The organism is Kosakonia sp. SOY2 (assembly GCF_027109175.1).
GTDB lineage: Bacteria > Pseudomonadota > Gammaproteobacteria > Enterobacterales > Enterobacteriaceae > Kosakonia.
On the sequence record NZ_JAPVXH010000002.1, the window covers coordinates 182,721 to 209,054 of the forward strand.

At 54.5% G+C, this 26,334-nt stretch carries 25 protein-coding genes; 16 read left to right on the forward strand and 9 right to left on the reverse strand.

The annotated features are described in order from the left end of the window. The first annotated feature begins 107 nt into the window (after positions 1–107). The 4 genes from ygiD (at position 108) to O3S68_RS13785 (ending at position 4,072) form a co-directional block, all read left to right on the forward strand. Positions 108–896, forward strand: a complete 789-nt coding sequence (gene ygiD / locus O3S68_RS13770; RefSeq protein ID WP_020455294.1) for a 4,5-DOPA dioxygenase extradiol — start codon at positions 108–110, stop codon at positions 894–896. Between the two features lie 310 nt (positions 897–1,206). Next, positions 1,207–2,184: a TRAP transporter substrate-binding protein gene (locus O3S68_RS13775; protein WP_020455292.1), complete on the forward strand. Its 978-nt coding sequence runs from the start codon at positions 1,207–1,209 to the stop codon at positions 2,182–2,184. A gap of 62 nt (positions 2,185–2,246) precedes the next feature. Then, entirely contained in the window at positions 2,247–2,756 is a 510-nt protein-coding gene (locus tag O3S68_RS13780; RefSeq protein WP_269231739.1) for a TRAP transporter small permease, read from the forward strand. A 29-nt stretch (positions 2,757–2,785) separates the two neighbouring features. Then, the gene (locus O3S68_RS13785) at positions 2,786–4,072 is read left to right on the forward strand and encodes a TRAP transporter large permease (RefSeq protein ID WP_097406053.1); all 1,287 of its coding nucleotides are present in this window, start codon (positions 2,786–2,788) and stop codon (positions 4,070–4,072) included. Positions 4,073–4,110: 38 nt separating this feature from the next. On the opposite strand, the gene O3S68_RS13790 is transcribed toward O3S68_RS13785, so the two are convergent. The 3 genes from O3S68_RS13790 to tolC form a co-directional block, all read right to left on the reverse strand. Further along, entirely contained in the window at positions 4,111–5,271 is a 1,161-nt protein-coding gene (locus tag O3S68_RS13790; RefSeq protein ID WP_269231740.1) for a glutathionylspermidine synthase family protein, read from the reverse strand. Between the two features lie 5 nt (positions 5,272–5,276). Beyond that, positions 5,277–5,945: a DUF1190 family protein gene (locus O3S68_RS13795; RefSeq protein WP_020455288.1), complete on the reverse strand. Its 669-nt coding sequence runs from the start codon at positions 5,943–5,945 to the stop codon at positions 5,277–5,279. Between the two features lie 142 nt (positions 5,946–6,087). Next, positions 6,088–7,518, reverse strand: coding sequence for an outer membrane channel protein TolC (tolC, locus tag O3S68_RS13800; RefSeq protein WP_020455287.1), 1,431 nt, complete (start codon positions 7,516–7,518; stop codon positions 6,088–6,090). A gap of 206 nt (positions 7,519–7,724) precedes the next feature. On the opposite strand from tolC, the gene nudF reads away from it, so the two are divergent. The 5 genes from nudF to parE are packed head-to-tail and all read left to right on the forward strand — an operon-like array spanning position 7,725 to position 12,137. Continuing rightward, the gene (gene nudF, locus O3S68_RS13805; protein WP_020455286.1) at positions 7,725–8,357 is read left to right on the forward strand and encodes an ADP-ribose diphosphatase; all 633 of its coding nucleotides are present in this window, start codon (positions 7,725–7,727) and stop codon (positions 8,355–8,357) included. Beyond that, complete coding sequence (locus tag O3S68_RS13810) at positions 8,354–8,776, forward strand: DUF1249 family protein (RefSeq protein ID WP_020455285.1); 423 nt, start codon at positions 8,354–8,356, stop codon at positions 8,774–8,776. The genes nudF and O3S68_RS13810 overlap by 4 nt, the downstream gene beginning before the upstream one ends. Positions 8,777–8,800: 24 nt before the next feature. Continuing rightward, positions 8,801–9,628 carry a 3',5'-cyclic-AMP phosphodiesterase gene (cpdA, locus tag O3S68_RS13815; RefSeq protein ID WP_044489489.1) on the forward strand — a complete coding sequence of 276 codons (828 nt, stop codon included), beginning with the start codon at positions 8,801–8,803 and terminating at the stop codon, positions 9,626–9,628. Then, on the forward strand, positions 9,628–10,203 hold the full coding sequence (gene yqiA, locus O3S68_RS13820; protein ID WP_020455283.1) for an esterase YqiA: 576 nt from the start codon (positions 9,628–9,630) through the stop codon (positions 10,201–10,203). The genes cpdA and yqiA overlap by 1 nt, the downstream gene beginning before the upstream one ends. Before the next feature lie 41 nt (positions 10,204–10,244). After that, the gene (gene parE / locus O3S68_RS13825; protein ID WP_020455282.1) at positions 10,245–12,137 is read left to right on the forward strand and encodes a DNA topoisomerase IV subunit B; all 1,893 of its coding nucleotides are present in this window, start codon (positions 10,245–10,247) and stop codon (positions 12,135–12,137) included. 81 nt (positions 12,138–12,218) lie between these two features. Here the strand turns inward: parE and O3S68_RS13830 are convergent, their stop codons facing one another. Both O3S68_RS13830 and O3S68_RS13835 read right to left on the reverse strand, forming a co-directional pair. Then, the gene (locus tag O3S68_RS13830) at positions 12,219–12,461 is read right to left on the reverse strand and encodes a hypothetical protein (protein WP_269232031.1); all 243 of its coding nucleotides are present in this window, start codon (positions 12,459–12,461) and stop codon (positions 12,219–12,221) included. After that, on the reverse strand, positions 12,397–13,269 hold the full coding sequence (locus O3S68_RS13835; protein ID WP_045512095.1) for a helix-turn-helix transcriptional regulator: 873 nt from the start codon (positions 13,267–13,269) through the stop codon (positions 12,397–12,399). The genes O3S68_RS13830 and O3S68_RS13835 overlap by 65 nt, the downstream gene beginning before the upstream one ends. 165 nt (positions 13,270–13,434) lie before the next feature. Here O3S68_RS13835 and O3S68_RS13840 point away from each other — a divergent pair, with 165 nt between their 5' ends. From O3S68_RS13840 to O3S68_RS13850, 3 genes are read left to right on the forward strand one after another with little or no spacing between them, the layout of a single operon-like run. Then, positions 13,435–15,261, forward strand: a complete 1,827-nt coding sequence (locus tag O3S68_RS13840; protein WP_269231741.1) for a DUF2264 domain-containing protein — start codon at positions 13,435–13,437, stop codon at positions 15,259–15,261. 58 nt (positions 15,262–15,319) lie between these two features. Continuing rightward, a complete protein-coding gene (locus tag O3S68_RS13845) occupies positions 15,320–16,579 on the forward strand; it encodes an oligosaccharide MFS transporter (RefSeq protein ID WP_269231742.1) in 1,260 nt (419 codons plus the stop codon). Between the two features lie 46 nt (positions 16,580–16,625). Next, on the forward strand, positions 16,626–17,816 hold the full coding sequence (locus O3S68_RS13850; RefSeq protein WP_269231743.1) for a glycoside hydrolase family 88 protein: 1,191 nt from the start codon (positions 16,626–16,628) through the stop codon (positions 17,814–17,816). A gap of 39 nt (positions 17,817–17,855) precedes the next feature. On the opposite strand, the gene O3S68_RS13855 is transcribed toward O3S68_RS13850, so the two are convergent. The 4 genes from O3S68_RS13855 to qseB all read right to left on the reverse strand — a co-directional run bounded on the left by O3S68_RS13855 (position 17,856) and on the right by qseB (position 20,896). Further along, positions 17,856–18,170: a putative quinol monooxygenase gene (locus O3S68_RS13855; RefSeq protein WP_020455276.1), complete on the reverse strand. Its 315-nt coding sequence runs from the start codon at positions 18,168–18,170 to the stop codon at positions 17,856–17,858. 34 nt (positions 18,171–18,204) lie between these two features. Continuing rightward, entirely contained in the window at positions 18,205–18,786 is a 582-nt protein-coding gene (locus O3S68_RS13860; protein ID WP_020455275.1) for an NAD(P)H-dependent oxidoreductase, read from the reverse strand. 107 nt (positions 18,787–18,893) lie between these two features. After that, positions 18,894–20,240 (reverse strand): quorum sensing histidine kinase QseC, encoded by a 1,347-nt coding sequence (gene qseC / locus O3S68_RS13865; protein ID WP_269231744.1) that lies wholly within the window; start codon positions 20,238–20,240, stop codon positions 18,894–18,896. After that, positions 20,237–20,896: a quorum sensing response regulator transcription factor QseB gene (qseB, locus tag O3S68_RS13870; protein WP_269231745.1), complete on the reverse strand. Its 660-nt coding sequence runs from the start codon at positions 20,894–20,896 to the stop codon at positions 20,237–20,239. The genes qseC and qseB overlap by 4 nt, the downstream gene beginning before the upstream one ends. A 144-nt stretch (positions 20,897–21,040) precedes the next feature. On the opposite strand from qseB, the gene O3S68_RS13875 reads away from it, so the two are divergent. The 4 genes from O3S68_RS13875 (at position 21,041) to ftsP (ending at position 26,271) form a co-directional block, all read left to right on the forward strand. Further along, positions 21,041–21,430, forward strand: coding sequence for a YgiW/YdeI family stress tolerance OB fold protein (locus tag O3S68_RS13875; RefSeq protein WP_020455272.1), 390 nt, complete (start codon positions 21,041–21,043; stop codon positions 21,428–21,430). Positions 21,431–21,548: 118 nt separating this feature from the next. Next, positions 21,549–23,807, forward strand: a complete 2,259-nt coding sequence (gene parC, locus O3S68_RS13880; protein ID WP_020455271.1) for a DNA topoisomerase IV subunit A — start codon at positions 21,549–21,551, stop codon at positions 23,805–23,807. Positions 23,808–24,049: 242 nt separating this feature from the next. Further along, positions 24,050–24,787, forward strand: a complete 738-nt coding sequence (gene plsC, locus O3S68_RS13885) for a 1-acylglycerol-3-phosphate O-acyltransferase (protein ID WP_160268662.1) — start codon at positions 24,050–24,052, stop codon at positions 24,785–24,787. A gap of 71 nt (positions 24,788–24,858) precedes the next feature. Continuing rightward, the gene (ftsP, locus tag O3S68_RS13890) at positions 24,859–26,271 is read left to right on the forward strand and encodes a cell division protein FtsP (protein ID WP_020455269.1); all 1,413 of its coding nucleotides are present in this window, start codon (positions 24,859–24,861) and stop codon (positions 26,269–26,271) included. The last annotated feature ends 63 nt before the right edge of the window (positions 26,272–26,334 follow it).

A 26,334-nucleotide genomic window follows, 5' to 3' on the forward strand; every position in this document is an offset into this window, starting at 1 on the left:
CATTCAAAATTACTGATGATCTTCATCATGGTTATCTGAGTTCTTCACCCGCCGAAAAAGCGTAATCTACGTTTATCAAAATAGACACACTCAGTAAGGATATCACCATGTCAGCACCTCGCATGCCTGCACTGTTTTTGGGCCACGGCAGCCCAATGAATGTGCTGGAAGATAACGTTTATACCCGCGCCTGGAGCGCTCTGGGCGAGACGCTGCCACGCCCGAAAGCGATTGTGGTGGTATCCGCGCACTGGTTTACTCGCGGAACCGGCGTGACCGCTATGGAAGCGCCGAAAACTATCCATGATTTCGGCGGTTTCCCGCAGGCGTTATACGATACGCATTACCCTGCTCCGGGCTCGCCGGAACTGGCGCAACGCCTGGTGGAATTACTCTCGCCAGTGCCGGTAACGCTGGATAAAGAAGCCTGGGGTTTTGACCACGGTTCATGGGGCGTGTTGATTAAAATGTACCCGAACGCGGATATTCCGATGGTGCAGCTCAGTATCGACAGCACCAAACCGGCGGCATGGCACTTCGAAATGGGGCGCAAACTGGCGGCACTTCGCGATGAAGGTATTATGCTGGTGGCCAGTGGTAATGTGGTACATAACCTGCGTACTGCGCGCTGGCATGGCGAAAATACGCCGTATCCGTGGGCCATTGCGTTCAATGATTATGTGAAAGAGAACCTGACCTGGCAGGGGCCAGCCGAGCAGCATCCGTTGGTCAATTATCTTGACCATGAAGGCGGTTCGCTCTCTAACCCGACGCCGGATCACTTCCTGCCGTTGCTGTATGTGCTTGGCGCATGGGATGGCAGGGAACCTGTGTCGATACCGGTCGATGGTCTCGAGATGGGATCGCTCAGTATGCTCTCGGTGCAGGTTGGCTAAATGAATGGCGCGTTATGCGCCATTTTTTTTGCCTGAAAATGGAAAACTTCGAGGAGGATCGCAAAAAAAAGCACCTGAAATACGGTTTTTTTGAAAATAAAAAGAGCTTCGCTACAAAAATGAAACGCCGTGCTGAATTTCGGCTCTTTTTGTGAACATCATCGTCGCAATAACCCACCTGAGTGACTACGCTTCAGAAGGTCTGTTTTTCAGACATACCCATAAAAACAATCCGGTGTAATGCCACGAACATTCTGTTCGCGGTCGGTCTTTTGCGCCTAAAAAATAAACCCTCTGGAGACACGGAAATATGAACTCAGCGAAAACCTTACTGAAAGTCTGTATTAGTTCCGCTCTGCTGTTTATCTCCCACGCCTCTGTCGCCCAAACCTTTCGCGCTGCCGATGTTCACCCCGCCGACTACCCCAATGTGGTGGCGGTAAAACATATGGGGGAAAAGCTCAGTAAGGCGACAGACGGTCGGCTGGATATTAAGACCTTTCCAGGCGGCGTATTAGGCGATGAGAAGCAAGTCATTGAACAGGCACAAATTGGCGCCATTGATATTATTCGTGTCTCTATGACGCCAGTGGCGGCGATATTACCGGAGATAAATGTCTTTACGCTGCCCTATATTTTCCGCGATGAAGACCATATGCACAAAGTGCTGGATGGCATGATCGGCCAGGAAATTGGTAACCGCCTGTCGGAAAGCAGCAAATCACGGCTAATTTTCCTGGGCTGGATGGACGCCGGGACGCGTAACCTGATCACCAAAGCGCCAGTCACTAAGCCGGAAGATCTTAAGGGTATGAAGATCCGCGTGCAGGGCAGCCCAATTGCGCTCGATACCCTGAAAGCGATGGGCGCTAACTCGGTGGCGATGGGGGTCAGCGAAGTGTTCAGCGGAATGCAAACCGGCGTGATCGATGGCACGGAAAATAACCCGCCTACTTTCGTTGCGCATAACTATTTACCGGTCGTCAAAAATTATACCTGGAGCAAGCATTTTATTATTCCCGAGCTTTTTTTGTTCTCAAAAGCCAAATGGGACAAGCTGAAAAAAGAGGATCAGGAATTAATTCTGAAACTGGCGAAAGAGGCCCAAGCTGAGCAGCGAGAATTATGGAAAACCTATAACGAAAAATCGCTGGAAGCGATGAAAACGGGCGGCGTGCAGTTCCATGACATCGATACCAAAGCGTTTTTTGAAGCGACACAACCGGTTCGTGATAAATACGGCAAAGAGCATCAGGAGCTGATTACCCGCATTCAACAAGTGCAATAACTTTTGCCGGGCAGGCGCGTTTTGTGTTCTGCCCACTTGCAACTTTCACCGGGAAAACTGCTATGGCTGAACGCTATTCGTTGTTGATGGATATTCTGTACCGGATATCGATGTGGATTGCAGGTCTGGCGCTGTTAATTATGGTGGCGATTATTCCGGTGGGCATTTTCGCCCGCTACGTCATGAACAGCGCGTTATCCTGGCCGGAGCCGGTCGCCATTATTTGCATGGTGACCTTTACCTTTATTGGTGCCGCCGTGAGTTACCGCGCGGGTTCGCATATTGCAGTCAGTATGGTTACCGATCGTTTAAGCGAACCGCTGCGCAAAATCTGCTTTGTGATTGCGGAGGTGATGCTGCTGGCGATCAGCGTTTTTATTCTCTGGTACAGCACTGCGTTATGCGCGGAATTATGGGAACAACCGGTCGCCGAATTCCCGCTCTTTACCGCAGGAGAAAGCTATTTGCCGCTGCCTGTCGGTTCTGCCATTACCATCTTGTTTATTATCGAAAAAATGCTTTTTGGCGCGCAATATCACCGCCCGGTGGTGATGCTGGGTTCGTCGAGCTAATCCCCGATCACATCCCGTAAGGAACGTTTATGGATGCATTTATTCTGCTCTTTACGCTGGCTATTATGCTGGCGGTGGGTGTACCGGTGGCTTACGCCGTGGGCATTAGCGCGGTGCTGGGCGCGTGGTATATCGATATTCCGCTGGAAGCGGTGATGATCCAGCTGACGAACGGCGTGAATAAGTTCTCGCTGCTGGCGATCCCGTTTTTTATTCTCGCGGGCGCGATCATGGCCGAAGGGGGTATCGCCCGGCGGTTGGTAAATTTCGCCTATATCTTTGTCGGCTTTATTCGCGGCGGGCTGTCGTTAGTAAATATTGTCGCTTCCACATTTTTCGGCGCAATTTCCGGATCGTCCGTGGCAGATACCGCCTCGATCGGTTCGGTGATGATCCCGGAAATGGACAAAAAAGGGTATCCGCGTGATTTTGCCGCCGCGGTCACCGCCAGCGGCTCGGTGCAGGCGATCTTAACGCCGCCGAGCCATAACTCGGTGATCTACTCGCTGGCGACGGGCGGTACGGTTTCTATTGCCGCGCTGTTTATCGCCGGGATCCTGCCGGGGCTGTTGCTCAGTTTTACACTGATGGTGATGTGCGTAGCATTCGCCCATAAACGCGGCTATCCAAAAGGGGAGCGCGTGCCGTTTCGCCAGGCGTTGAAGATCTTCGTGGATACGCTGTGGGGGCTGATGACTGTGGTGATCATCATGGGCGGCATCCTGTCCGGGATTTTCACTGCGACAGAGTCAGCGGCGATCGCCTGCCTGTGGGCCTTTTTCGTCACCATGTTTATTTACCGCGATTACAAATGGTCGGAACTGCCGAAGCTGATGTACCGCACCGTTAAAACGGTGACGATCGTGATGATCCTGATTGGTTTTGCGGCCGCGTTCGGGGCGGTAATGACCTATATGCAATTGCCCGCTCGCATTACGGAAGCCTTTACCCAAATCTCGGATAACAAATACGTTATTTTGATGTGCATTAACATCATGCTGCTGTTGCTTGGCACGCTGATGGATATGGCACCGCTGATTTTGATCCTGACACCGGTGCTGCTGCCGGTGACCAATGCGCTGGGCATCGATCCGGTACATTTTGGCATGATCATGCTGGTGAACCTGGGAATTGGATTGATCACCCCGCCTGTCGGATCGGTGCTGTTTGTCGCCAGTGCGGTCAGCAAGCAGAAGATCGAACAGGTGGTAAAAGCGATGTTGCCGTTCTATCTGATCCTGTTCCTTGTATTGCTATTGGTGACCTATATTCCGGCGATCTCGCTGTTCCTGCCGAAGCTGTTTGGCGTGTTGTAAGGCAATAAAAAACCCGGCCTGTGTTGCCGGGTTTTCTCTTATTCCACAAAGATATGCGGATAGAAGCGGGAGAGATCCTGCGTTATCAATGCGCGATCTTCGCGAATGCCGATCCCGGCGGGTTGATCGTTGATAAGCCAGCTGCCAATCAGCGTATAGCTGTCGCCGAATTTGGGTAGCGGGCAGAACTGTTGCACGATCATGCCTTCTTCGCCATACGGTCCTTCAACGGCTTCGACCGTTTTGCCATTTTCAATGATCGATACATTAGCGCCTTCGCGGGAAAAAATAGGTTTAACAACGTATTTTTCCATCTCCGGGTGCGCGTCTTCGGCAAAATAAGCCGGCAGCAAGTTCGGGTGATCCGGGAACATTTCCCACAACATCGGCAACAGGGCCTTGTTGGAAATAATGCTTTTCCAGGCGGGTTCCAGCCAGCGTACGCCTGCGTCTTCCAGCTTGGTCGAGAACATTTCGCGCAGCATATATTCCCACGGATAGAGCTTAAACAGGTTACCAATCACCTGGTCTTGCAAATCCGTGAACTGACCTTTTTCCCCGAGACCAATATCTTCGATATAAAGGAATTCGGAGGCCAGCTCTGCTTCTGTCGCACAATCCTGCAAATATTGCACCGTACCGCGATCTTCGACCGTATCGCGGCAGCAGGTGAAATGCAGCAGCTGAAAACCGTGCTGCTCACGCAGTTCGGCAAAGCGCTCAATCAGCTTCTCTTGCAGGCTATTGAACTGATCGCTGCCTTGCGGCAGGTTGCCGGCGTTGAGCTGATCTTCCAGCCAGATCCACTGAAAAAACGCTGCTTCATACAGCGAAGTCGGCGTATCAGCATTGTTTTCCAGCAGCTTAGGTTCGCCCACGCCATCCCAGGCGAGATCGAGGCGCGAATACAAAGAGGGCTGATGCGTGGCCCATGACTGGCGCACAAAACTCCAGGTGTGCTTAGGAATGCGAAACTTCGCCATCAGCTCATCACTGGCAACGACTTTCTCCACCACCTTCAGGCACATCTGGTGCAATTCTGCGGTGACCTCTTCCAGCTTTTCAACCTGTGCAAGCGTCAGCTTGTAATAGGCATCTTCACACCAGTACGGCTCGCCGTACATGGTGTGAAAGTTGAAGCCGTACTCGGTGGCTTTTTCGCGCCAGTCCGGGCGCTCGGTAATACTGATTCTTTCCATGGCGCTTAGCCGCCCATTGAACGGGTGGTTGTACCGCTGGCGCTACGCTGCATGGTGTTCTGTTTCGCCACAGACTCACCAAAGCCGCCGCGCGTTACCGTGGTAGTGGTCGCCGGTTTCGGTGCCATCGCCGTTTTCGGCACGTTAATGGTACGGCCAGGCTGCGCTGCGCCATAGCCTTTACCGGAAGCATCGGTGTACTGACCGTAAGCCGGGCTGGCCGGGTTACGCGAGCTGAACAGCGGCTGCTGCGCAAAGCCTGCGCCGCCACCCATCATACGGCCCATCATGTAACCGGCCATCAGCGGCATCCAGAAGCTGCCGCTGGACTGCGCCTGTGCCTGGTTTTCCGGCGCTACGCCAGCCTGCACCGGTGCAGCCTGGCACTGACCTTCACCGAACTCGGCAACGCAATCTTCACGCGTGGCATATTTCGGTGCGGTACGCTCGGCTTCTTTCAGCGCGTTGTTATATGCGGCGGTACATTCCGCGCTTTTCCCCGGGTTCGCCGATGAGCAATCATCCGCGTTTTGATACAGGGAAACTGTCTCGTCACTTTTTTCACAACCCGCCAGCATAAAAACGGCGGTAACCGCCAGCGCGACAGGCGTCAGATGGCGCGCGCTCCAGCTTTTGCGGAACGTCGCGTGTTGGATGTTTTTTGTCCGTTTCATTGTAATATTCCTGGACTCCAAAGGCATGAGTAAACGCTCAGGATAGAGGATGCGGGGGGGAAGTTAAAGCAAGGAGGGGAGGCCTTTACGTTGCCTTACGTAAAAACGGGGGCTGGATGCCCCCGTTGTCGAAAAGTACTGCTTAACGTTTCACGCTGGTGCGTGCGGCGGCAGGTTGCGCGTTGCCGTTGAAGTTATCAACGCTGGCTGCCTGCTGCGCATTTTCAGGCGCGACGCTTTCCGGCGAGGTATCGACCGGTTTACCCAGCGTGCTGTTCAGCGCCAGCAGATCCTGCTCGTTCAACGAACCCAGCGCGGCTTTGATGTTCAACTGGTTGATCAGGTAATTGTAACGTGCGCTGGAGAGCTGCTGCTTGGCGTTATACAGCGTGGTGGTCGCGTCCAGCACATCGACGATAGTACGCGTACCCACGGAGTAACCCGCTTCCATCGCATCCAGAGAACTCTGGGCAGAAACCACTGCCTGTTTGTAGGCGTTGATGCTGCTGATGGAGGCATTCACGTTGTTAAAGGAGGAGCGCACGGTCTGCACCACATTGCGGTGCGCGCTTTCCAGTTGCTCGCTTGCGCCAACAAAGTTGTACTGCGCCTGTTTGACCTGCGAACTCACCTGGCCACCCTGATACAGCGGCAGGGAGAAGCTCAAACCCACTTTATTCTGGCCAGCGTCAACATCCGGGTTTTGCGCGCTTTTGGAGCCGCTGTAAGAGGTGTTAGAAACACCTGTCGAGGCGGTTAAATTCAGCGTTGGCAAATGACCATCCTGCGCCTGGCGAATTTGCTCGCGCGCCAGATCCTGGCTCAGACGCGCCTGCAACAGCGTCAGGTTACGGTTTTCCGCTTCCTTCAGCAGCGCATTAACGGCTTGCGGTTTATCGGTCTTGAAGTTGTCGACGTTCAGCGAGGCCAGTTGCGGGTAGTAATTACCGGTGACCTGACGCAGCGCTTCCACCATGTTGTCAAGGTTGTTGCGCGCGGTCACTTCGTTCGCCAGAACGGTATCGTACTGCGAGCGGGCGTTTTGCACGTCGGTGATGGCGACCAGGCCAACGTTAAAGCGTTGGGTGGTTTGATCCAACTGGCGGTAGATAGACTGTTTCTGTGCTTCGGTGTAGGAAAGCGTATCAATGGCGCTCAATACATTGAAATAGGCGGTGGCCGTATTCAAAATCAACGTTTGCTGATCGGTCTGCCAGGTGACGTCCTGAATACCGGCGGTTTTTTCCTGCAGCGTCAGGGCACGCCATTTTGACATATCAAAAATGGTTTGCGTTAACTGCAGGGAAGCGCTGGTGACATTCGAATTGACACCTTTGCTGTCACGGTAGCCATTGGAATAGTCATAATCTGCACCCAAACCAAGCTGAGGCAGTAACGGGCTACGCGCTTCGTTAATCTTTTCAAAAGCAGCATCGCGGTCAGCGGCGGATTTACGCAGATCCGGGTTGCTCAAACGCGCCTGCTGATAAACCTGTAACAGGTTTTCTGCCTGGCTCATGGCGCTGAAGCCGGTCAGGCTCAGGCCGATAAGGAGGGGGAGCAATTTCTTCATTTGCATTCCTTGTTGTGAAGCAGTATTAGCGCTGGTCTAAATTAGAAAAAATAATCGCCGATTCTACCAGATAGTGGCACCGCTTCAGCTTGGCGTAACGTGCCATCGGCGTAAATATGCATCAATCTATCACATAGCACTTGAAACGATAGCTATACAGGCTTGAAATCAACTGTTTTGTCATTATTTCAAAAGAGACGCCGCCCATGAGTAAGCCAGTAACATCCGCAGTGACTTTCACAAAAAACGATGTAGAAATTATTGCACGGGAAACACTCTATAGCGGTTTTTTTTCGCTCGATCTATACCGCTTTCGCCACCGTTTATTCAATGGCGAAATGAGCGGTGAAGTCCGCCGTGAAATTTTTGAACGCGGTCATGCCGCAGTCTTGCTACCCTTTGACCCAGTGCGCGACGAAGTTGTGCTGATCGAACAGATCCGCATTGCGGCGTTTGATACCAGCGAAACCCCATGGTTACTCGAAATGGTGGCCGGCATGATTGAAGAGGGCGAAAGCGATGAAGATGTTGTGCGTCGCGAAGCCATCGAAGAGGCCGGTCTGCACGTTGGTCGTGTGAAAAGAATGTTGAGTTATTTGGCAAGCCCTGGCGGCACCAGTGAGCGTTCCGCCGTGTTGGTGGGCGAAGTGGATGCCACGCAGGCCTCGGGTATTCATGGTCTGGTGGATGAAAACGAAGATATTCGTGTTCATGTGGTGAGCCGGGAACAGGCTTACCAGTGGGTAGAAGAGGGGAAAATCGACAACGCAGCGTCTGTCATTGCCCTGCAATGGCTGCAACTGCATCATGAGAGCTTACGAAACGAGTGGAAAAAATGAAGCGTTATACACCTGACTTCCCAGAAATGATGCGCCTGTGCGAAACCAATTTCGCCCAGCTGCGCCGCTTGCTGCCGCGTAATGACGCAGCGGGCGAAACGGTGAGCTATCAGGTGACCAACGCGCAGTACCGGTTAACGATAGTCGAGTCCACCCGCTACACTACGCTTGTGGAAATTGAACAGACCGCGCCATCAATTAGTTACTGGAGCTTGCCGTCAATGACGGTGCGCCTTTATCACGATGCGATGGTGGCTGAAGTGTGTTCGAGTCAGCAGATCTTTCGTTTCAAAGCGCGTTATGATTATCCGAATAAAAAGTTGCATCAACGCGACGAAAAGCATCAAATTAACCAGTTTTTGGCCGATTGGCTGCGTTACTGTTTAGCACATGGAGCAATGGCGATTCCGGTTTGTTAGCGTCGTGAAACCTAAGGACACCATTTGGAAAGCCTGTTAAACCTCTCTCTGGCGGGTGAGCCCAGAGTGAGGGTATTACAAATAACTGATTCTCACCTGTTTGCCGAAAAGCATGAAACGTTGTTAGGGGTGAATACCTGGGAAAGCTATCAGGCGGTACTGGAGGCTATCCGCTCTCAGCAGCGTGAATGCGATCTTATTGTCGCCACCGGCGACCTGGCACAGGACCATACCGCTGCGGCTTATCAGCTTTTCGCTGATGGCATCGCAAGCTTTGACGCGCCTTGTGTTTGGCTGCCGGGTAACCACGATTTCCAGCCCGCCATGTACAGCACGCTGCAGGATGCGGGGATCTCGCCAGCGAAACGCGTTTTTGTCGGCGAGCACTGGCAAATTCTGCTGCTGGACAGCCAGGTGTTTGGCGTACCGCACGGTGAATTGAGCGAGTTCCAGCTTGACTGGCTGGAAAAGAAACTCACCGACAGCCCGCAGCGCCACACCTTATTGCTGCTCCATCATCATCCACTCCCTTCCGGCTGCAGTTGGCTCGATCAACACAGCCTGCGTAACGCGGGTGAACTGGATAACGTGCTACAGCGTTTTCCGCAGGTGCGGTATCTGTTGTGCGGGCACATTCACCAGGAGCTGGATCTCGACTGGAACGGCCGCCGTCTGCTGGCGACGCCATCGACCTGCGTCCAGTTTAAACCGCACTGCGCCAACTTTACGCTTGATACCATCGCGCCCGGCTGGCGTTGGCTGGATCTCTACCCGGACGGAACGTTGCACACAGAAGTTTGCCGTCTGGAAAGCACCCAGTTCAGGCCGGATACCGCTTCAGAAGGTTACTGATGTCCACGCTCCTTTATCTGCACGGGTTTAACAGCTCGCCGCGTTCCGCCAAGGCGACGCTGCTTTCGCAATGGCTGGCGCAGCATCACCCGGAGATCAACGTGATTGTGCCGCAACTGCCACCTTATCCCGCTGCGGCGGCAGAATTGCTGGAATCACTGGTGCTGGCGCAGGGCGGAAAACAGCTCGGTATCGTCGGCTCTTCGCTCGGCGGCTATTACGCCACCTGGCTTTCGCAATGTTTCATGTTGCCTGCGGTGGTGGTGAATCCCGCGGTGCGACCATTTGAATTGCTGGCAGATTATCTTGGCAATAACGAGAACCCCTACACAGGGCAGCAATATGTGCTAGAGTCTCGCCATATTTACGAGCTCAAAGTGATGCAAGTTGACCCGCTCGAAGCGCCGGATTTAATCTGGCTGCTACAACAAACCGGGGACGAAGTGCTGGATTACCGCCAGGCGGTGGCATATTACGATGCCTGCCGTCAGACAGTGGAAGAGGGCGGAAACCATGCTTTTGTGGGCTTTGAGAATCATTTCACACAGATTATCGATTTCCTTGGGCTGCATTGAGCCATCAGGGAAACGATGCGGTCACTATCTACGAACAAACCATGACGCAATCCTACAACGCTGATGCCATAGAGGTACTCACCGGGCTTGAGCCGGTTCGCCGCCGTCCGGGGATGTACACCGATACCACGCGCCCTAACCATCTGGGCCAGGAAGTTATTGATAACAGCGTCGATGAAGCGCTGGCGGGCCACGCTAAGCGCGTGGACGTGATCCTGCACGCCGATCAGTCGCTGGAAGTTATCGATGACGGGCGCGGTATGCCGGTGGATATCCACCCGGAAGAGGGCGTTCCGGCCGTTGAGCTGATCCTCTGTCGTCTGCACGCGGGCGGTAAATTTTCCAATAAAAACTACCAGTTCTCTGGTGGCTTGCACGGCGTCGGCATCTCGGTGGTTAACGCCTTGTCCCGCCGCGTGGAAGTGACCGTCAAGCGTGACGGCCAGGTCTATAGCATCGCGTTTGAAAACGGTGAAAAAGTGCAGGATCTGCAAGTGATCGGCACCTGCGGTAAACGCAATACCGGCACCAGCGTGCATTTCTGGCCGGACGAATCCTTCTTTGATAGCCCGCGTTTTTCCGTTTCCCGTTTGACGCATCTGCTGAAAGCCAAAGCCGTACTTTGCCCGGGCGTCGAGATCACCTTTAAAGATGAGGTGAACAACGCCGAGCAGCGCTGGTGCTACCAGGATGGCCTGAACGATTATCTGTGTGAAGCGGTAAATGGCCTGCCGACGCTGCCGGAGAAACCGTTTATCGGCAATTTCTCTGCGGAAACGGAAGCGGTGGATTGGGCGCTGCTGTGGCTGCCGGAAGGCGGCGAGCTGCTGACGGAAAGCTACGTCAACCTGATCCCCACCATGCAGGGCGGCACGCACGTTAACGGTCTGCGTCAGGGATTGCTGGACGCGATGCGCGAGTTTTGCGAATACCGCAATATTCTGCCGCGTGGCGTGAAGTTGTCGGCGGAAGACATCTGGGATCGCTGCGCTTATGTGCTGTCAGTGAAGATGCAGGATCCGCAATTCGCCGGGCAGACCAAAGAGCGATTATCTTCCCGTCAGTGCGCCGCGTTTGTTTCTGGCGTGGTGAAAGACGCATTCAGCCTGTGGCTGAACCAGAATATTCAAACGGCGGAACTGCTGGCGGAGATGGCGATCTCCAGCGCCCAGCGTCGTATGCGCGCCGCCAAAAAAGTGGTGCGTAAAAAGCTGACCAGCGGCCCGGCGTTGCCTGGCAAGCTGGCGGATTGCACCGCGCAGGATCTGAACCGCACCGAACTGTTCCTCGTGGAAGGTGACTCGGCGGGCGGCTCCGCGAAACAGGCGCGCGATCGTGAATACCAGGCGATCATGCCGCTGAAAGGTAAGATCCTGAACACCTGGGAAGTCTCTTCGGATGAAGTGCTGGCCTCGCAGGAGGTGCACGACATTTCGGTGGCGATCGGCATCGATCCGGACAGCGACGATCTGAGCCAGTTGCGTTACGGCAAGATCTGTATTCTCGCGGATGCGGACTCCGATGGTCTGCACATCGCTACTTTGCTGTGCGCATTGTTCGTGAAGCACTTCCGCTCCGTGGTAAAAAACGGCCACGTCTACGTGGCGCTGCCGCCGTTGTACCGTATCGACCTTGGCAAAGAGGTTTATTACGCGCTCACGGAAGAAGAAAAAACCGGTGTGCTGGAGCAGTTAAAACGCAAAAAGGGCAAACCGAACGTGCAGCGCTTTAAAGGGCTGGGCGAAATGAACCCGATGCAGTTGCGCGAAACCACGCTGGATCCGAATACCCGTCGCCTGGTGCAACTGGTGATTAACGACGAAGACGAGCAGCAGACCAACGCGATGATGGATATGTTGCTGGCGAAGAAGCGTTCAGAAGATCGCCGCAACTGGCTGCAGGAAAAAGGCGATATGGCGGACATTGAAGCCTAATCCCGTCTGGAAGGCTTGCCCGGCTCGCGAATGCGCGGGTCGGGTAAGTCAGTTAAGTTTGCAACGCAGCCACTTTCACCATCAGTTCAGTTTGGGATAGTAGCTCTTCTCGTAGCGATAGATATTGACCAGTGCGCGGCCGCAGTTCGGGCTGCCGTGGCGCAACCCATCTGACAATGCAGTTTTCAACTGCGACAGTTTCATTAACGCTTGCTGAATACGTTGCGGCAAGAAGTCGTTGAACTGATTTACCGCTTCGTTAACCCCCCTCGTTACGCCGACAGTCAGCCCGATTTTTCCGGTATTGCAGCGGCGTTTCGCCAATGCCTTTCTTAAACGCGCTGATAAAGTAAGTGACATCTGAGAAGCCCACTTCGCTGGCGATATGATGAATGGCCAGCGCGCTATGTAGTAGCAAGTCGCACGCTTTGCGCAAGCGCAACGTGTTCAGATACTGGTGGATAGGTTCGCCGGTCTCAAAATGGAAACGGCGCGAGACATAGCTGCGGGATTTTCCTAACTCCTGCGCCAGCTGCGCAAGACTGAATTTCTGCCGGTAATTCTCCTCCAGCCAGAACATCACCGGTGTGGCAATGCCGTTGCGTTCATCCGGCAATTTCTGCTTATCTTCCGGCAACATACTCAACAGATTAAGCAACAAACAGGCGACCTGTTCGCCATTCAGACTGTGGTTTTCGGCAAGCCTCGCGTAGCTGCTAAACAGGTGGTCGATATGCGGGTGAATAGCCGCGACATCCATCACCACCGCCGCGCCACCGCGTAAAGCGAGATGCTGCAAACGCTGGTGATTGTGCGGGAACGCGCGCAGGTTTTGCAGCACGGCATGGTGATCAACGTGAATAATGGTGCGCCGATAAATGGCCTGCGCTTGCTCATCCACCATCACTTTATGGATGGTGAAAGGCGGAAAGAAAAAGAGCCGCCCAGGGCGCATGGTGTACTGGCGGTTATCAACCATCACCACGCCAAAACCCTCTTCAACGTACAGCACCTCCAGACACTGGTGCCAGTGGTGATAACGCACGGTATTGGCGAACAGGCGGCTAAACGACACCACCGCATCGTTTAACGTGATCAATTCAAGCCGTTCGTTCTGCAATGGTGTCGTCATAGTGCAACCCATCTCAATTTTTAACCCGCAGGGTCCATTTATAAACCACGGTTTTAAATTTTTTCAACAGCGGGTTCGGGCAAAGCATGCCGATGTGACAAAGCTAACATTTCCGGCGGTTGTTCATTCACTATCCTTCAGCCACACCATGAAGGAGAGAACGCTATGCAGGCGGCGGAAGTGAAAACATCAAATCCATTGTCATCCCGCGACGATGTGGTCGGCGCGCTGAAGCAGATGCTGGCGGCGCTGGATAAACAGTTTCCTGAAGGGGCGTCGCATTTCTCGCTGGGAGCCACCAGCGCGCATTACAGCGATGCGATTGCTGAAATGGAAGGGCTGTCCCGTGCGTTGTGGGGGCTGTTTCCGTTAATGGCCAGCGGCGACGCAGAACCGTTCAGCCACAAATATCTGGCAGCGATCAAACGCGGTGTCGATCCACACAGCGCGGGCTACTGGGGCGCAACGGAACCCTACGATCAGCGGTTGGTGGAGATGGCGGCTTATGGTCTGGGGCTGGCGCTGTTGGGCGATAAATTCACTACGTTGATGAGCGAAGCTGATGTCCGCAATCTGCACCAGTGGCTGAACCAAATCACCGACGCGCAGATGCCCGACAGCAACTGGAATTTTTTCGCCATCATGGTGCAGCTCGGTTTTAAACGCGCCGGATTACCCTGGGATGCCGCAGCCATCGAACGCCGTTTTCGCATGATGGATGCCTACTACCTGGGTGACGGTTGGTATTCCGATGGCCCGGGCCGACCAAAAGATTACTACATCTCGATGGCATTCCATTTTTACGGGCTGATTTACGCCACGCTGAACGCGGAAGACGATGCAGCGCGCGCGGCGACGCTCCGCGAGCGGGCAACGCTTTTTGCCGAAGATTTTATCTATATGTCAGCGGCGGGGGGCGAATCCGTGCCTTTTGGCCGCAGCCTGACGTACCGTTTCGCAATGGTCGCTTTCTGGAGTGCGGTTGCCTTTTCCGGGCTGGCGGTGTTTTCTCCTGGCGTGGTGAAAGGGATTATCCTGCGCCATTTGCGCTGGTGGTTACAGCAGCCGATTTTCGATCGCGACGGTATTTTAACGCTCGGTTTCGCCTACCCGAACCTTGCGATGTGTGAAGACTACAATTCGCCGGGCTCACCATACTGGGCGCTGAAAGTTTTCCTGATTCTGGCGCTGCCGCAATCAGACGATTTCTGGCAAGCACCAGAACTGCCGTTGCCTGCGCTAAACACGCAGCGCACGATTGCGCCTGCCGGACAGATTATTGTCCACAGCGATCGCTCGCGGCATGTCTGGATGCTCACCGCCGGCCAACTGGAGCTGAACAATTACGTCAATACCGAGGCGAAATACACTAAGTTTGCCTACTCAAGCCGTTTTGGTTTCACCATTGAACGCGGGCGCTACGGAATTAAACACGCCGCTTGCGACTCAATGCTTTTGCTCAGCGACGGGGATAACTATTTTCGTGGCCGCCGCGAGTGTGACGACGTCGTTGTGACAGAACAGGCGATTTTCTCGCGCTGGTCGCCATGGTCAGACGTGCATATCGCAAGCTGGCTTATACCGTGCGGCGACTGGCATCTGCGCGTGCATCGCATTGATTCCGCCCGTCATTTACAAAGCGTGGAGGGTGGATTTGCGGTGCTGAAAGCGCCGCATCGCAACGAGCAGGGCGGTAGCCTGGTGTGCGCGGAAAATGGTGTCAGCGGCATCTTTGAATTACTTCCCACCGCGCCGCGTGAAGCCGACAGCGTAGTCACACCGCCCAACAGTAGCATTATGTTTTCTCCTTGCGCGTCAATTCCGCTGCTGCGTGGAAATATTGCGCCGGGCAGGCAGTGGCTGGCCTGTGCCGTTCAGGCGGCTATTACCGAGCAGGCTTTTGATTTTGTCTTACCGCAGTTGAATATCGAAGAACAGGCGCTGGTGATTAAAAAACCGGGGCAGAAAAATAATATTGTTATTGCCTTTTAATTCCCGGCTACGGCCGGGCTATAAACTCTGAACCCTACATGCTTTCGTCGAGGATAGTATGGAAAAGATCGCGATAAATAGTAAAGCCGAATATTACAAAATCAGTAGCTTTATCTTTCTCTATTTTTTTACCTGGTCGGCAAGTATCGGCTTACTGGCTATCTGGCTAGGGCAAAAAGCCAATCTTAGCGGCACAGTTATTGGTACGGTGTTTGCCATTAACGGGATCTTTTCCGTTATTTTAAAACCGATTTACGGTTACATTCTGGATAAAATCGGCATGAGCAAATATTTGCTCTATTTTGTAGTGCTGATGTCGGCATTAATGGCACCCTTTTTTATCTACGTTTACCAGCCGTTATTAATTTCAAATACCCTGCTGGGCATTATTGTTGGCGCTATCTATTTAAGTTTTGCCTGGTATGCGGGCGTCGCCGCCTGTGAATCTTATACCGACCGCTACAGCCGCTTAAACGGCATGGAGTTTGGTCAAATCAGGATGTGGGGCTCGCTCGGTTGGGCGGTGGCATCCTCGTTCTCCGGCCTGCTGTTTAACCTCTCACCGGCGTATAACTTCATCATGGGATCGGTCGCGTCGCTTATCATGCTGGCGGTGCTGCTGAGCCTGAAAGTCAACGTTAACGCCGCCAACGCCAGCGAGGTGCTAACCAAAGAGAAAATCGCCCCGGCGGATGTCTACGCTCTGCTGCGTAACCGCAAATTCTGGGCATTCTGTCTCTATGTCGCCGGTGTGGCGTGGATGATGTTTATCGCCGAGCAGCAGTTCTCCCGCTATTTCGTCACTTTCTTTGATGATGTTCATCAGGGCAACGCCGTGTTTGGTTATCTGGGTACGGTGCAATCCGGCATGGAATTCGTCATGTATATGGTGATCCCGCTGTTTGTGAATTTCATCGGCGCGAAACGCGGATTATTGATTGTCGGGCTGGTGGTGGGTGCGCGGTTGATTATTTCCGGACTGTGCGAATCGCATCTGCTTATTTCAGTATTAAAACCGTTATACGGTCTTGAGATTTGTCTGCTGCTGGTGTCAGTCTTTAAATATATTGCTGAGCATTTCGATAAACGCGTTAATGCCACCATGTATTTATTAGGCTACCAGGCAATGTTATATGTCGGTAATGTCGTGGTCTCTTCCCCAGCCGGTATTTTGTATGACCGCATCGGTTTTGAAAATACCTATATTATTATGGGCTGCGTGGCACTGACCTTCACATTAATTTCGCTGTTTACGTTATCGGCCTGCCAAAGTAAATGGCGTCAGCATCGCGCACTGGATATCGCGGGAAATAACTAGCGCGTTAACGGCTATTTTAAATTACGCACCAAAAAGGAACCGAAATATGTTAAGTAAAATCGTTGAGGAAACGTTACGCGATTATCCCGGCGCACCTGTGGATGCGCAGGTATTTAAAGATGAACTTGATTCGGCGCGTAGCCATACCCTTGAACTGATTCGCCGTCATTTAACGGAATTCGGTGAACGCTTTCCCGCCGAAACCTGCGTGCAGGGTTATTACCCGTTAACCGACAATATTGAGTGGACTACCAGTTTCTGGACCGGGCAGCTTTGGCTGGCATGGGAAATGAGCGGTGATGAGCAGTTCCAGGCGCTGGCAGAGCGCCATGTGCGCTCGTTCGGCCTGCGCATTGCCGGGCGCAGCGACACCAACACCCACGATCTCGGTTTCTTATATACGCTTTCGTGCGTGGCAAGCTGGCGGCTGACCGGCAATCGCGATGCGCGCGGTTTCGCCCTGCTGGCGGCAGAAGCGCTGCTGGAACGCTTCCACCACAAAGCGCAGATCATCCAGGCATGGGGCGATCTGCGCGATCCCGAACAAGCCGGACGGATGATCATCGACTGCAATATGAACCTGCCGTTGCTCTACTGGGCAACTGAACAGACCGGGGATCGGCGCTTTGCCGATGCGGCGCAAGCCCATGTGCGGCAGGCGGCGAAATACCTGATTCGCGAAGATGCCTCCACGTTTCATACGTACTATATGGATATCAATACCGGTGCGCCGCGTTACGGCAATACGCAGCAGGGCTACGCGGATGATTCCTGCTGGTCGCGCGGGCAGGCGTGGGGGATTTACGGTTTTCTGCTGAGCTTTATCTACACCGGCGATCAAACGATGGTAGCGCTGTCGAAACGGCTGGCGAACTACTTTCTCAACCGTTTGCCGGAAGATGCGGTGTGCCACTGGGATCTGGCGCTGGTCGGCACCGATGCGCTGCGCGATTCGTCATCGGCGGCGATTGCTGTCTGCGGGCTACTGGAGCTGGTTAAGCATCTGCCCGTTACCGATCCGGACAGAGAACGCTACCAGCAATGGGCAATGCGCATAATGTCATCGCTTAATAAGCACTATCTGGCGGGGAAAAACGAACCGACCAACGGGCTGCTGAAACATTCCGTATATCATCTGGCGAGCAATAAAGGCGTTGATGAGTGTAGTAGCTGGGGGGATTACTTCTATGTGGAAGCGCTGATGCGCTTTTCGCAGAGCTGGAAACTCTACTGGTAAAAGCAGTGTCCCTCTCTTTAAACGGAGAGGGACAAACGCTTAGAGACCCGCTTCCAGGATGCGGATATGCGTCTCAAGCACGTCGCCTTTTACCGCTTCGCTCCACGCTTTCATATGCGGTGTTTGCAGGTGCGCTTCAAGGTGCGCCACGCTTTCCCACTGTTCCACCATCATGATCGAGTCCGGCGCGGTCGCCTGGAAACTCACATTCGCGACGTGATCGACCAGCGGCGCGTAGCCGTGGCAACCCGCTTCCTGCAACACGACCGGCACAATCTTCGCGAACTCATCGAGTACCGCCTGGCGGTGATGCTGTCCTGGACGGGTACGGATTTCTGCAATAACTGTCAACATGATTAACCTACTCCCTATAAGTCCAGCTTCACAGTTAAGCAAAAATCTCACCGAGATGCTTGCGATATTCTGCGATATAGCGCGGCACATCCGGCATTTTAATCACGTCGTTAACGATAAAAGTCGGCAGCGCTTCCATGCCAAGGAACTGGTTCGCTTTATGGAATGGCAGATAAACCCCGTCAACCCCGACGCCGTGGAAGAACTGCTCTTTATCCGTAAATGCTTCCATTGGCGCGTTCCAGGTCAGCGACAGCATATAGGTTTTGCCCTGAATCAAACCGCCGGAACCGTATTTTTTCGAAGCGTCAGAACGTGTGCGACCGTCGCTGGCGTACAGCGAACCGTGGCCTTCAGTAAACACATCGTCCATATATTTCTTAACGGTCCACGGCGCGCCCATCCACCAGCCAGGCATTTGCCAGATAATGGTGTCGGCCCACAGGAAGTTTTCCACTTCCGCTTTGATGTCGTAATCGCCGTCGGTACGTACGGTTTTAACATCATGTCCGGCGTCGCGCAGAAAACTTTCCGCGACCTCGGTCAGGGTGTCATTGAGTTGACCGTTAGAGTGCGCGAATTTCTTCGCACCGTTGATAATTAAGATATTGCTCATTAGAAATCCTTGGTTAAATGCGTTTGACCGCGATTTTAACCGTATCAACGGTGCGGAAAAATTGGCAAAACGTGCAAAGACTTTTGCTTGAGCCGCAATAAACGCCGCTACCAGCTTACCTGCGCGATAAAACCGCCTTGCGGATGATTGCCAAACGTGACGCGCAGGTGATGCAGGCGGGCAATGCGTTGCACAATTGATAACCCCAGCCCACTGCCGGTTTGCGTTTGTCCCGGCGGGCGATAAAAACGCTCGCCAATGCGCGCCAGCGCTTCATCGTCAATACCGGGGCCATTATCGCGAACGCTAAAGGCGGTGGCGTCCAGCGTTACATCGACCACGCTGCCTGGCGGGCTGTAGCGAAGAGCATTATCCAGCAGGTTACGCACCAGAAGGCTAAGCAAAAGCGGTTGCGCCTGGCGGCTGACAGCAGGGGCATTGAGATGCAGGCGTATATCAATACCTGCTTGCTGTGCTGTCGGGTAAATCTCCATTACCGCCGATTGCAGTAGCTCCGCCAGAGAAACCGTTTGCAGATCGTCGAGATCATCAAGCGAGTCGAGCCGCGAAAGGGTAAGCAATTGATCCACCAGGCGCGTGGCGCGATCGATACCCACGTGCAACTGGGCAAGGGCTTTTTGCTGTGCGGCGGGATCGTCATCGGAAAGCTGTGCGACCTCGGTTTGCACTTTCAGCGCCGCCAGCGGGTTGCGTAACTCATGCGCGGCATCAGACGTAAAGCGGCGTTCACGCTGCATCATTCTGTGCGTGCGGTCAAAGAGTTGGTTCAGCGCATCCACTAACGGGCGCACTTCATTGGGAACGCCCTCGTTACTGAGCGGATCGGCACGATCCGGCGCCCGTGAGCGCAGCGCCTGCGCCAGTTTTTTCAGCGGACGCAATTCCAGGCTCAGCAATACGATTAACAGCACCAGCATCAAAGGCAGGGCGATAAGCCACGGTGTGAGCTGCGAGGTGATGATCTCCAGCGCCATCTCGTGGCGATAATCCCACTCCTGGCCGACCACCACACGGAATTTCCCGTTCGGCGCAGTAAGCCACAGAAAACGCCATTGGTCGTCGTCATCACGTAGCTGTCCGTTCTCAAACCCTTCCCGCCGGTAGTTATAGGGGATCGCTTTGCCGTTTTCGCCATCGTTCAGCAGCATGTTGCCGTCGGTTGAGTAGATAGCGAAAGCCAGCGCGTCATCATCCAGATGGCCGTGTTTGATCTTCTTTTTACCGAGCGACGGCGCGGCGTTTTTCAGCGGCTCAAACTCCATCACGCTCAGCCGTTTGGCGAACAGCGTTTGCTGGGTATCAAACAGTTTGTCGAGTTTATCGCGGGTTTGTTGCCAGGCAACCAGACTGGCGCTGAGCCAGGCGACCATCGAGAGCAGTAAAAAGAGCATCGTCAGGCGCAGGCGTAAACTCAGCGGGCGGGTCAGTTTCATGCGTCTCCCAGGGTATAACCGATGCCATGAACGGTGCGGATAAACGTCGTACCGAGCTTGCGGCGTAAATGGTGTACATGCACTTCCACCGCGTTGCTGGTGACCTCGTCGTCCCAGGTATAGAGCTTCTCTTCGATTAATTTACGCGGCAGCACGCGCCCGGCATTACGCAGCAGCAGTTCCAGCAGGGCGAACTCTTTCGGTTTTAGCGCCAGCGTTTCGCCGTCAAGCGTGGCGACCAGATTACCGGGATCGAGCGTGACGTTGCCATGGCGCAGCATGCTGTGCGTCTGCCCGTGGCGGCGGCGAATAAGTACTTCGAGCCTTGCCGCCACTTCAACCAGCGCGAACGGTTTGCACAGATAATCATCTGCGCCCAGCCGCAGCCCCTCAACGCGCTGGTCGATGGCATCGCGTGCGGTGAGGATTAACACTGGTTCCACGCGCTTTTGCTCGCGCCAGTCGCGCAGAATATCCAGCCCGTCGATGCCGGGCAGCGTTAAGTCGAGGATCACTGCATCATAAGGCGCGCTAAACAGGGCGGCCTTGCCTTGTTTGCCATCGGTAAACCAGTCGACGCTGAAGCCTTTTTTGCCCAGCCCGGCTTTTAAACCGTCGCCGATGAGCGTGTCATCTTCCACCAGTAAAATGCGCATTTTGCCTCCTTTCACTCCGTGTTATTGGCAGTAAAACCGCTGCTGGTCGACAATGTACAGCGGAAAATAATCTTTTTTCCCGTTAAGAAGTCGTTAAGGAGTGACGGGTTAAATGGACGTTAACCATCGTAAGGGAGATAAAACATGAAAAAGATTGCTGCACTTGTCGCTGTTCTCACACTCTGTTCCGCACCCGTTTTCGCGGCGAATACGGGCGGTTTCACCGGGCCGGGCGCAACCTCGCAGAGCGGCGGTTTTACCGGGCCGAACGGCAGCAAAGCCACTGTTGAAAGCGCGAAATCACTGCGCGACGACGCCTGGGTGACGCTGCGCGGTAATATTGTCGAGCGCATCTCTGATGATACCTACCTGTTTAAAGATTCGACCGGCACCATCAATATCGATATCAACCACAAGCGCTGGAACGGCGTGACCGTTGGGCCACAAGATACGGTAGAGATCCAGGGCGAAGTCGATAAAGACTGGAATTCGGTAGAAATAGATGTCAAAGAGATCCGCAAAGTCACTCAGTAAGCGCTAAACGCGCGTGAAAAAATCGCTCATCGCTATGACTCCTCGCCGCAGATAAGGTAGTATCTGCGGCAATATTGCCGCCGCACAGGCGGGCGCATACGTTGAGGAATCACGATTAATGAGCGATATGGCAGAGCGCCTTGCGCTGCATGAATTTACGGAAAACGCATACCTGAACTACTCCATGTACGTCATCATGGATCGTGCGTTGCCGTTTATCGGTGATGGCCTGAAACCCGTTCAGCGTCGCATCGTTTACGCAATGTCAGAACTGGGGCTGAACGCCAGCGCGAAGTTCAAAAAATCCGCCCGTACCGTGGGTGACGTGCTGGGTAAATACCATCCGCACGGCGACAGCGCCTGCTATGAAGCAATGGTGCTGATGGCGCAGCCGTTCTCCTACCGTTACCCGCTGGTCGATGGCCAGGGCAACTGGGGGGCGCCGGACGATCCGAAGTCCTTCGCGGCGATGCGTTACACCGAATCCCGTCTCTCCAAATATGCCGAGCTGCTGCTGAGCGAACTGGGGCAAGGCACCGTTGACTGGGTACCGAACTTCGACGGCACGATGCAGGAGCCGAAAATGCTGCCTGCGCGCCTGCCGAATATCCTGCTCAACGGTACCACCGGTATTGCCGTGGGGATGGCGACGGATATTCCGCCGCATAACCTGCGCGAAGTAGCCAACGCGGCGATTACCCTGATTGAGCAGCCGAAAACCACGCTCGATGAGCTGCTGGATATCGTGCAGGGGCCAGACTACCCAACCGAAGCGGAAATCATCACCTCCCGCGCTGAGATACGCAAAATCTACCAGAACGGTCGCGGTTCGGTGCGTATGCGCGCGGTGTGGAAAAAAGAGGATGGCGCAGTGGTCATTACTGCGCTGCCGCACCAGGTTTCCGGCGCGCGCGTACTGGAGCAGATCGCCAGCCAGATGCGCAATAAAAAGCTGCCGATGGTCGATGATTTGCGTGACGAATCGGATCATGAAAACCCGACGCGTCTGGTGATTGTGCCGCGCTCCAACCGCGTGGATATGGAGCAGGTGATGAACCACCTGTTCGCCACCACCGATCTGGAAAAAAGCTACCGCATCAACCTGAACATGATCGGCCTGGATGGCCGCCCGGCGGTGAAAAACCTGCTGGAGATCCTCACCGAGTGGCTGGCGTTTCGCCGTGATACCGTGCGCCGCCGCCTGAATCACCGGCTGGATAAAGTGCTCAAACGCCTGCATATCCTCGAAGGTTTGCTGGTGGCGTTTCTCAATATCGACGAAGTGATCGAAATCATCCGTACGGAAGATGAGCCGAAACCCGCGCTGATGTCGCGTTTCGGTCTCAGCGAAACGCAGGCGGAAGCGATCCTTGAGTTAAAACTGCGCCACCTCGCCAAACTGGAAGAGATGAAGATCCGCGGCGAGCAGGACGATCTTGCAAAAGAGCGCGATCAATTACAGGCGATCCTGGCCTCTGAGCGCAAGATGAACAACCTGCTGAAAAAAGAGCTGCAAGCCGATGCCGACGCATTTGGCGACGATCGTCGTTCACCGCTGCACGAGCGCGAAGAAGCGAAAGCGATGAACGAGCACGATATGCAGCCGTCTGAACCGGTGACCATTGTGCTGTCGCAAATGGGCTGGGTGCGCAGCGCCAAAGGCCACGACATTGACGCGCAGGGGCTGAGCTACAAAGCGGGCGATAGCTGGAAGTCTTCCGTGAAAGGCAAGAGCAACCAACCGGTAGTGTTTATTGATACCACCGGGCGCAGCTACGCCATCGACCCGATTACGCTGCCTTCCGCACGCGGCCAGGGCGAGCCGTTAACCGGTAAGCTGACGCTGCCGCCGGGGGCGACCGTTGAGCATATGATGATGAGCAACGAGGACCAAAAACTGCTGATGGCGTCCGATGCGGGTTATGGCTTCGTTTGTACCTTCAACGACTTAGTGGCGCGTAACCGTGCCGGTAAGACGCTGATCAGCCTGCCGGAAAACGCCAAAGTGATGCCGCCGCTGGAGATCGAGAACGACAGCGACATGCTGCTGGCGATTACAGCTGCGGGCCGCATGTTGATGTTCCCGGTCAACGAGCTGCCGCAGTTGTCGAAAGGTAAAGGCAACAAGATTATCGGTATTCCTTCCGCTGATGCGGCGACAGGGGCAGATAATCTTGCGCATCTCTATTTGCTGCCGCCACAAAGCACGCTGACCATCCACGTGGGCAAACGTAAAATCAAACTGCGTCCGGAAGAGCTGCAAAAAGTGCAGGGCGAGCGCGGACGTCGCGGTACGCTGATGCGCGGCCTGCAAAAAATTGATCGCGTCGAGATTGACGCGCCTTCCCGCCCGGGTGCGGGCGACAGCGAAGAGTAATCTTCGCCGCCAGGCTCCCCACCTTCCCGGTGGGGAGATCTTTCTGAGAAAATTTCCCGTAAAAGCGTTGTTAATTCGTGCATTGCGATTAACAATACGTTTTTTTAAAGGCCGCACACCCTACTGCGGCCTTTAAAAAAATAGCCCAGGCCCGTTGCGGGTCGACGGCGACACAGCCAGTTTCAGCGTGATGGCGCTGGCGTGTATATAATGCTCAAAGGTATGGGCTTCAGAGGTTTGTTATGCTATTCATTTTTCGCGTCATTATTGTCGTCATCTACTCCATTCTGGTGTGCGTATTCGGCTCTCTCTATTGTTTATTCAGTCCGCGTAATCCTAAACACGTTGCTACCTTCGGCCATATGTTCGGTCGCCTTGCGCCGGTCTTTGGTCTGAAAGTCGAAACCCGTCTGCCGGCAGGCGCGGAAAAGTTTGGCAACGCTATCTATATTGCTAACCACCAGAGCAACTACGATATGGTGACCGCCTCCAGCATTGTGCTGCCGCCAACGGTCACTGTCGGTAAGAAAAGCCTGCTCTGGGTGCCGTTCTTCGGGCAGCTTTACTGGCTGACTGGCAACCTGCTCATCGATCGCGATAACCGCGCAAAAGCGCACGGCACCATTGCCGAAGTGGTGAAACAGATCCAGAAACGCAATATTTCCATCTGGATGTTCCCGGAAGGCACCCGCAGCCGCGGTCGCGGTTTACTGCCGTTTAAAACCGGTGCGTTTCATGCGGCGATTGCCGCCGGTGTTCCAATCATTCCGGTGTGTGTTTCCAACAACGCAAACAAAGTTAACCTTAACCGCCTGCACAACGGGCTGGTGATTGTCGAGATGCTGCCGCCGGTTGATGTTTCGCAATTTGGTAAAGATCAGGTACGCCAGCTGGCGACGCACTGTCGCGAACTGATGGCGGCAAAAATTGCAGAGCTCGATAAAGAAGTTGCAGAACGCGAAGCAACCGGCCGGGTTTAATCTGTTTTATTTCGCAACACCGGAGGAGCGAAAACCTCCGGCGCATTGAGTCAGTTTTACACGGAGCAAATATGTCACTCAGTCGGCGTCAGTTTCTTCAGGCATCCGGGGTTGCGCTTTGTGCAGGCGCGGTGCCGCTGAGGGCAAATGCTGCCGGGCCGCAACCGCCGTTACCCATTCCTCCGCTGCTGGAATCCCGGCGCGGTCAGCCGCTGTTTATGACCTTACAACGCGCGCACTGGTCGTTTGCCACCGGCACTCGGGCGCAAGTTTCCGGCATTAACGGGCGTTATCTCGGGCCGACGATCCGCGTCTGGAACGGGGATGACGTTAAGCTGATTTACAGCAACCGGCTGGCGGAAAACGTGGCAATGACCGTGAGCGGTTTGCAGGTGCCAGGCCCGCTTATCGGCGGCGCGGCGCGTATGATGACCGCCAATAACGACTGGGCGCCGGTACTGCCGATCCGCCAGAGCGCGGGGACGCTCTGGTATCACGCCAATACGCCGAACCGTACCGCGCTGCAGGTGTATAACGGGCTGGCCGGAATGTGGCTGGTCGAAGATGAGATCAGCAAATCGCTACCGATTCCTAAGCACTACGGCGTGGATGATTTCCCGGTCATTATTCAGGACAAACGGCTGGATAATTTCGGCACGCCGGAATACAGCGAGCCGGGCAGCGGTGGATTTGTCGGTGATACGCTGATGGTCAACGGTGCGCAAAGCCCGTATGTCGAAGTCTCTCGCGGCTGGGTGCGTCTGCGTCTGTTAAACGCCTCAAACTCCCGCCGTTATCAATTGCAAATGAGCGATGGTCGCGCGCTGCATGTGATCGCCGGCGATCAGGGTTTTTTACCCGCGCCTGTTTCGGTTAAACAGCTTTCACTGGCACCGGGTGAGCGGCGCGAAGTGCTGGTGGATATGACCAATGGCGATGAAGTGTCGATCACCTGCGGTGAAGCGGCGAGCATTATGGACCGCCTGCGCGGCTTCTTTGAGCCGTCGAGCATTTTGATCTCCACGCTGGTATTGACGCTGCGACCGACCGGCCTGCTGCCGCTGGTCACCGACACGCTGCCGATGCGCCTGTTGCCGTCCGACATTCAGGCCGGTACGCCAACCCGCAACCGCGACATTACCCTGGGCAGCGATCCGGGCATTAACGGCCAGTTGTGGGATACGCAGCGTATCGATATTACCGCCCAGCAGGGCACCTGGGAGCGCTGGACGGTGCGAGCGGAGATGCCGCAGTCGTTCCATATTGAAGGCGTCATGTTCCTGGTGCGCAACGTGAATGGTGCGATGCCTTTCCCGGAAGATCGGGGCTGGAAAGATACGGTCTGGATTGACGGGCAGGTTGAGTTGCTGGTGTGGTTTGGTCAGCCTTCGTGGCCGCACTTCCCGTTCCAGTATCACAGCCAGACGCTGGAAATGGCCGATCGCGGTTCGATGGGGCAACTGCTGGTGAACCCCGCGCCATAACTAAGCTGGCCTGGTGGCTGCGCGCTTATCAGGCCTTGACAAAATCCTCCTTCATTTCATGCA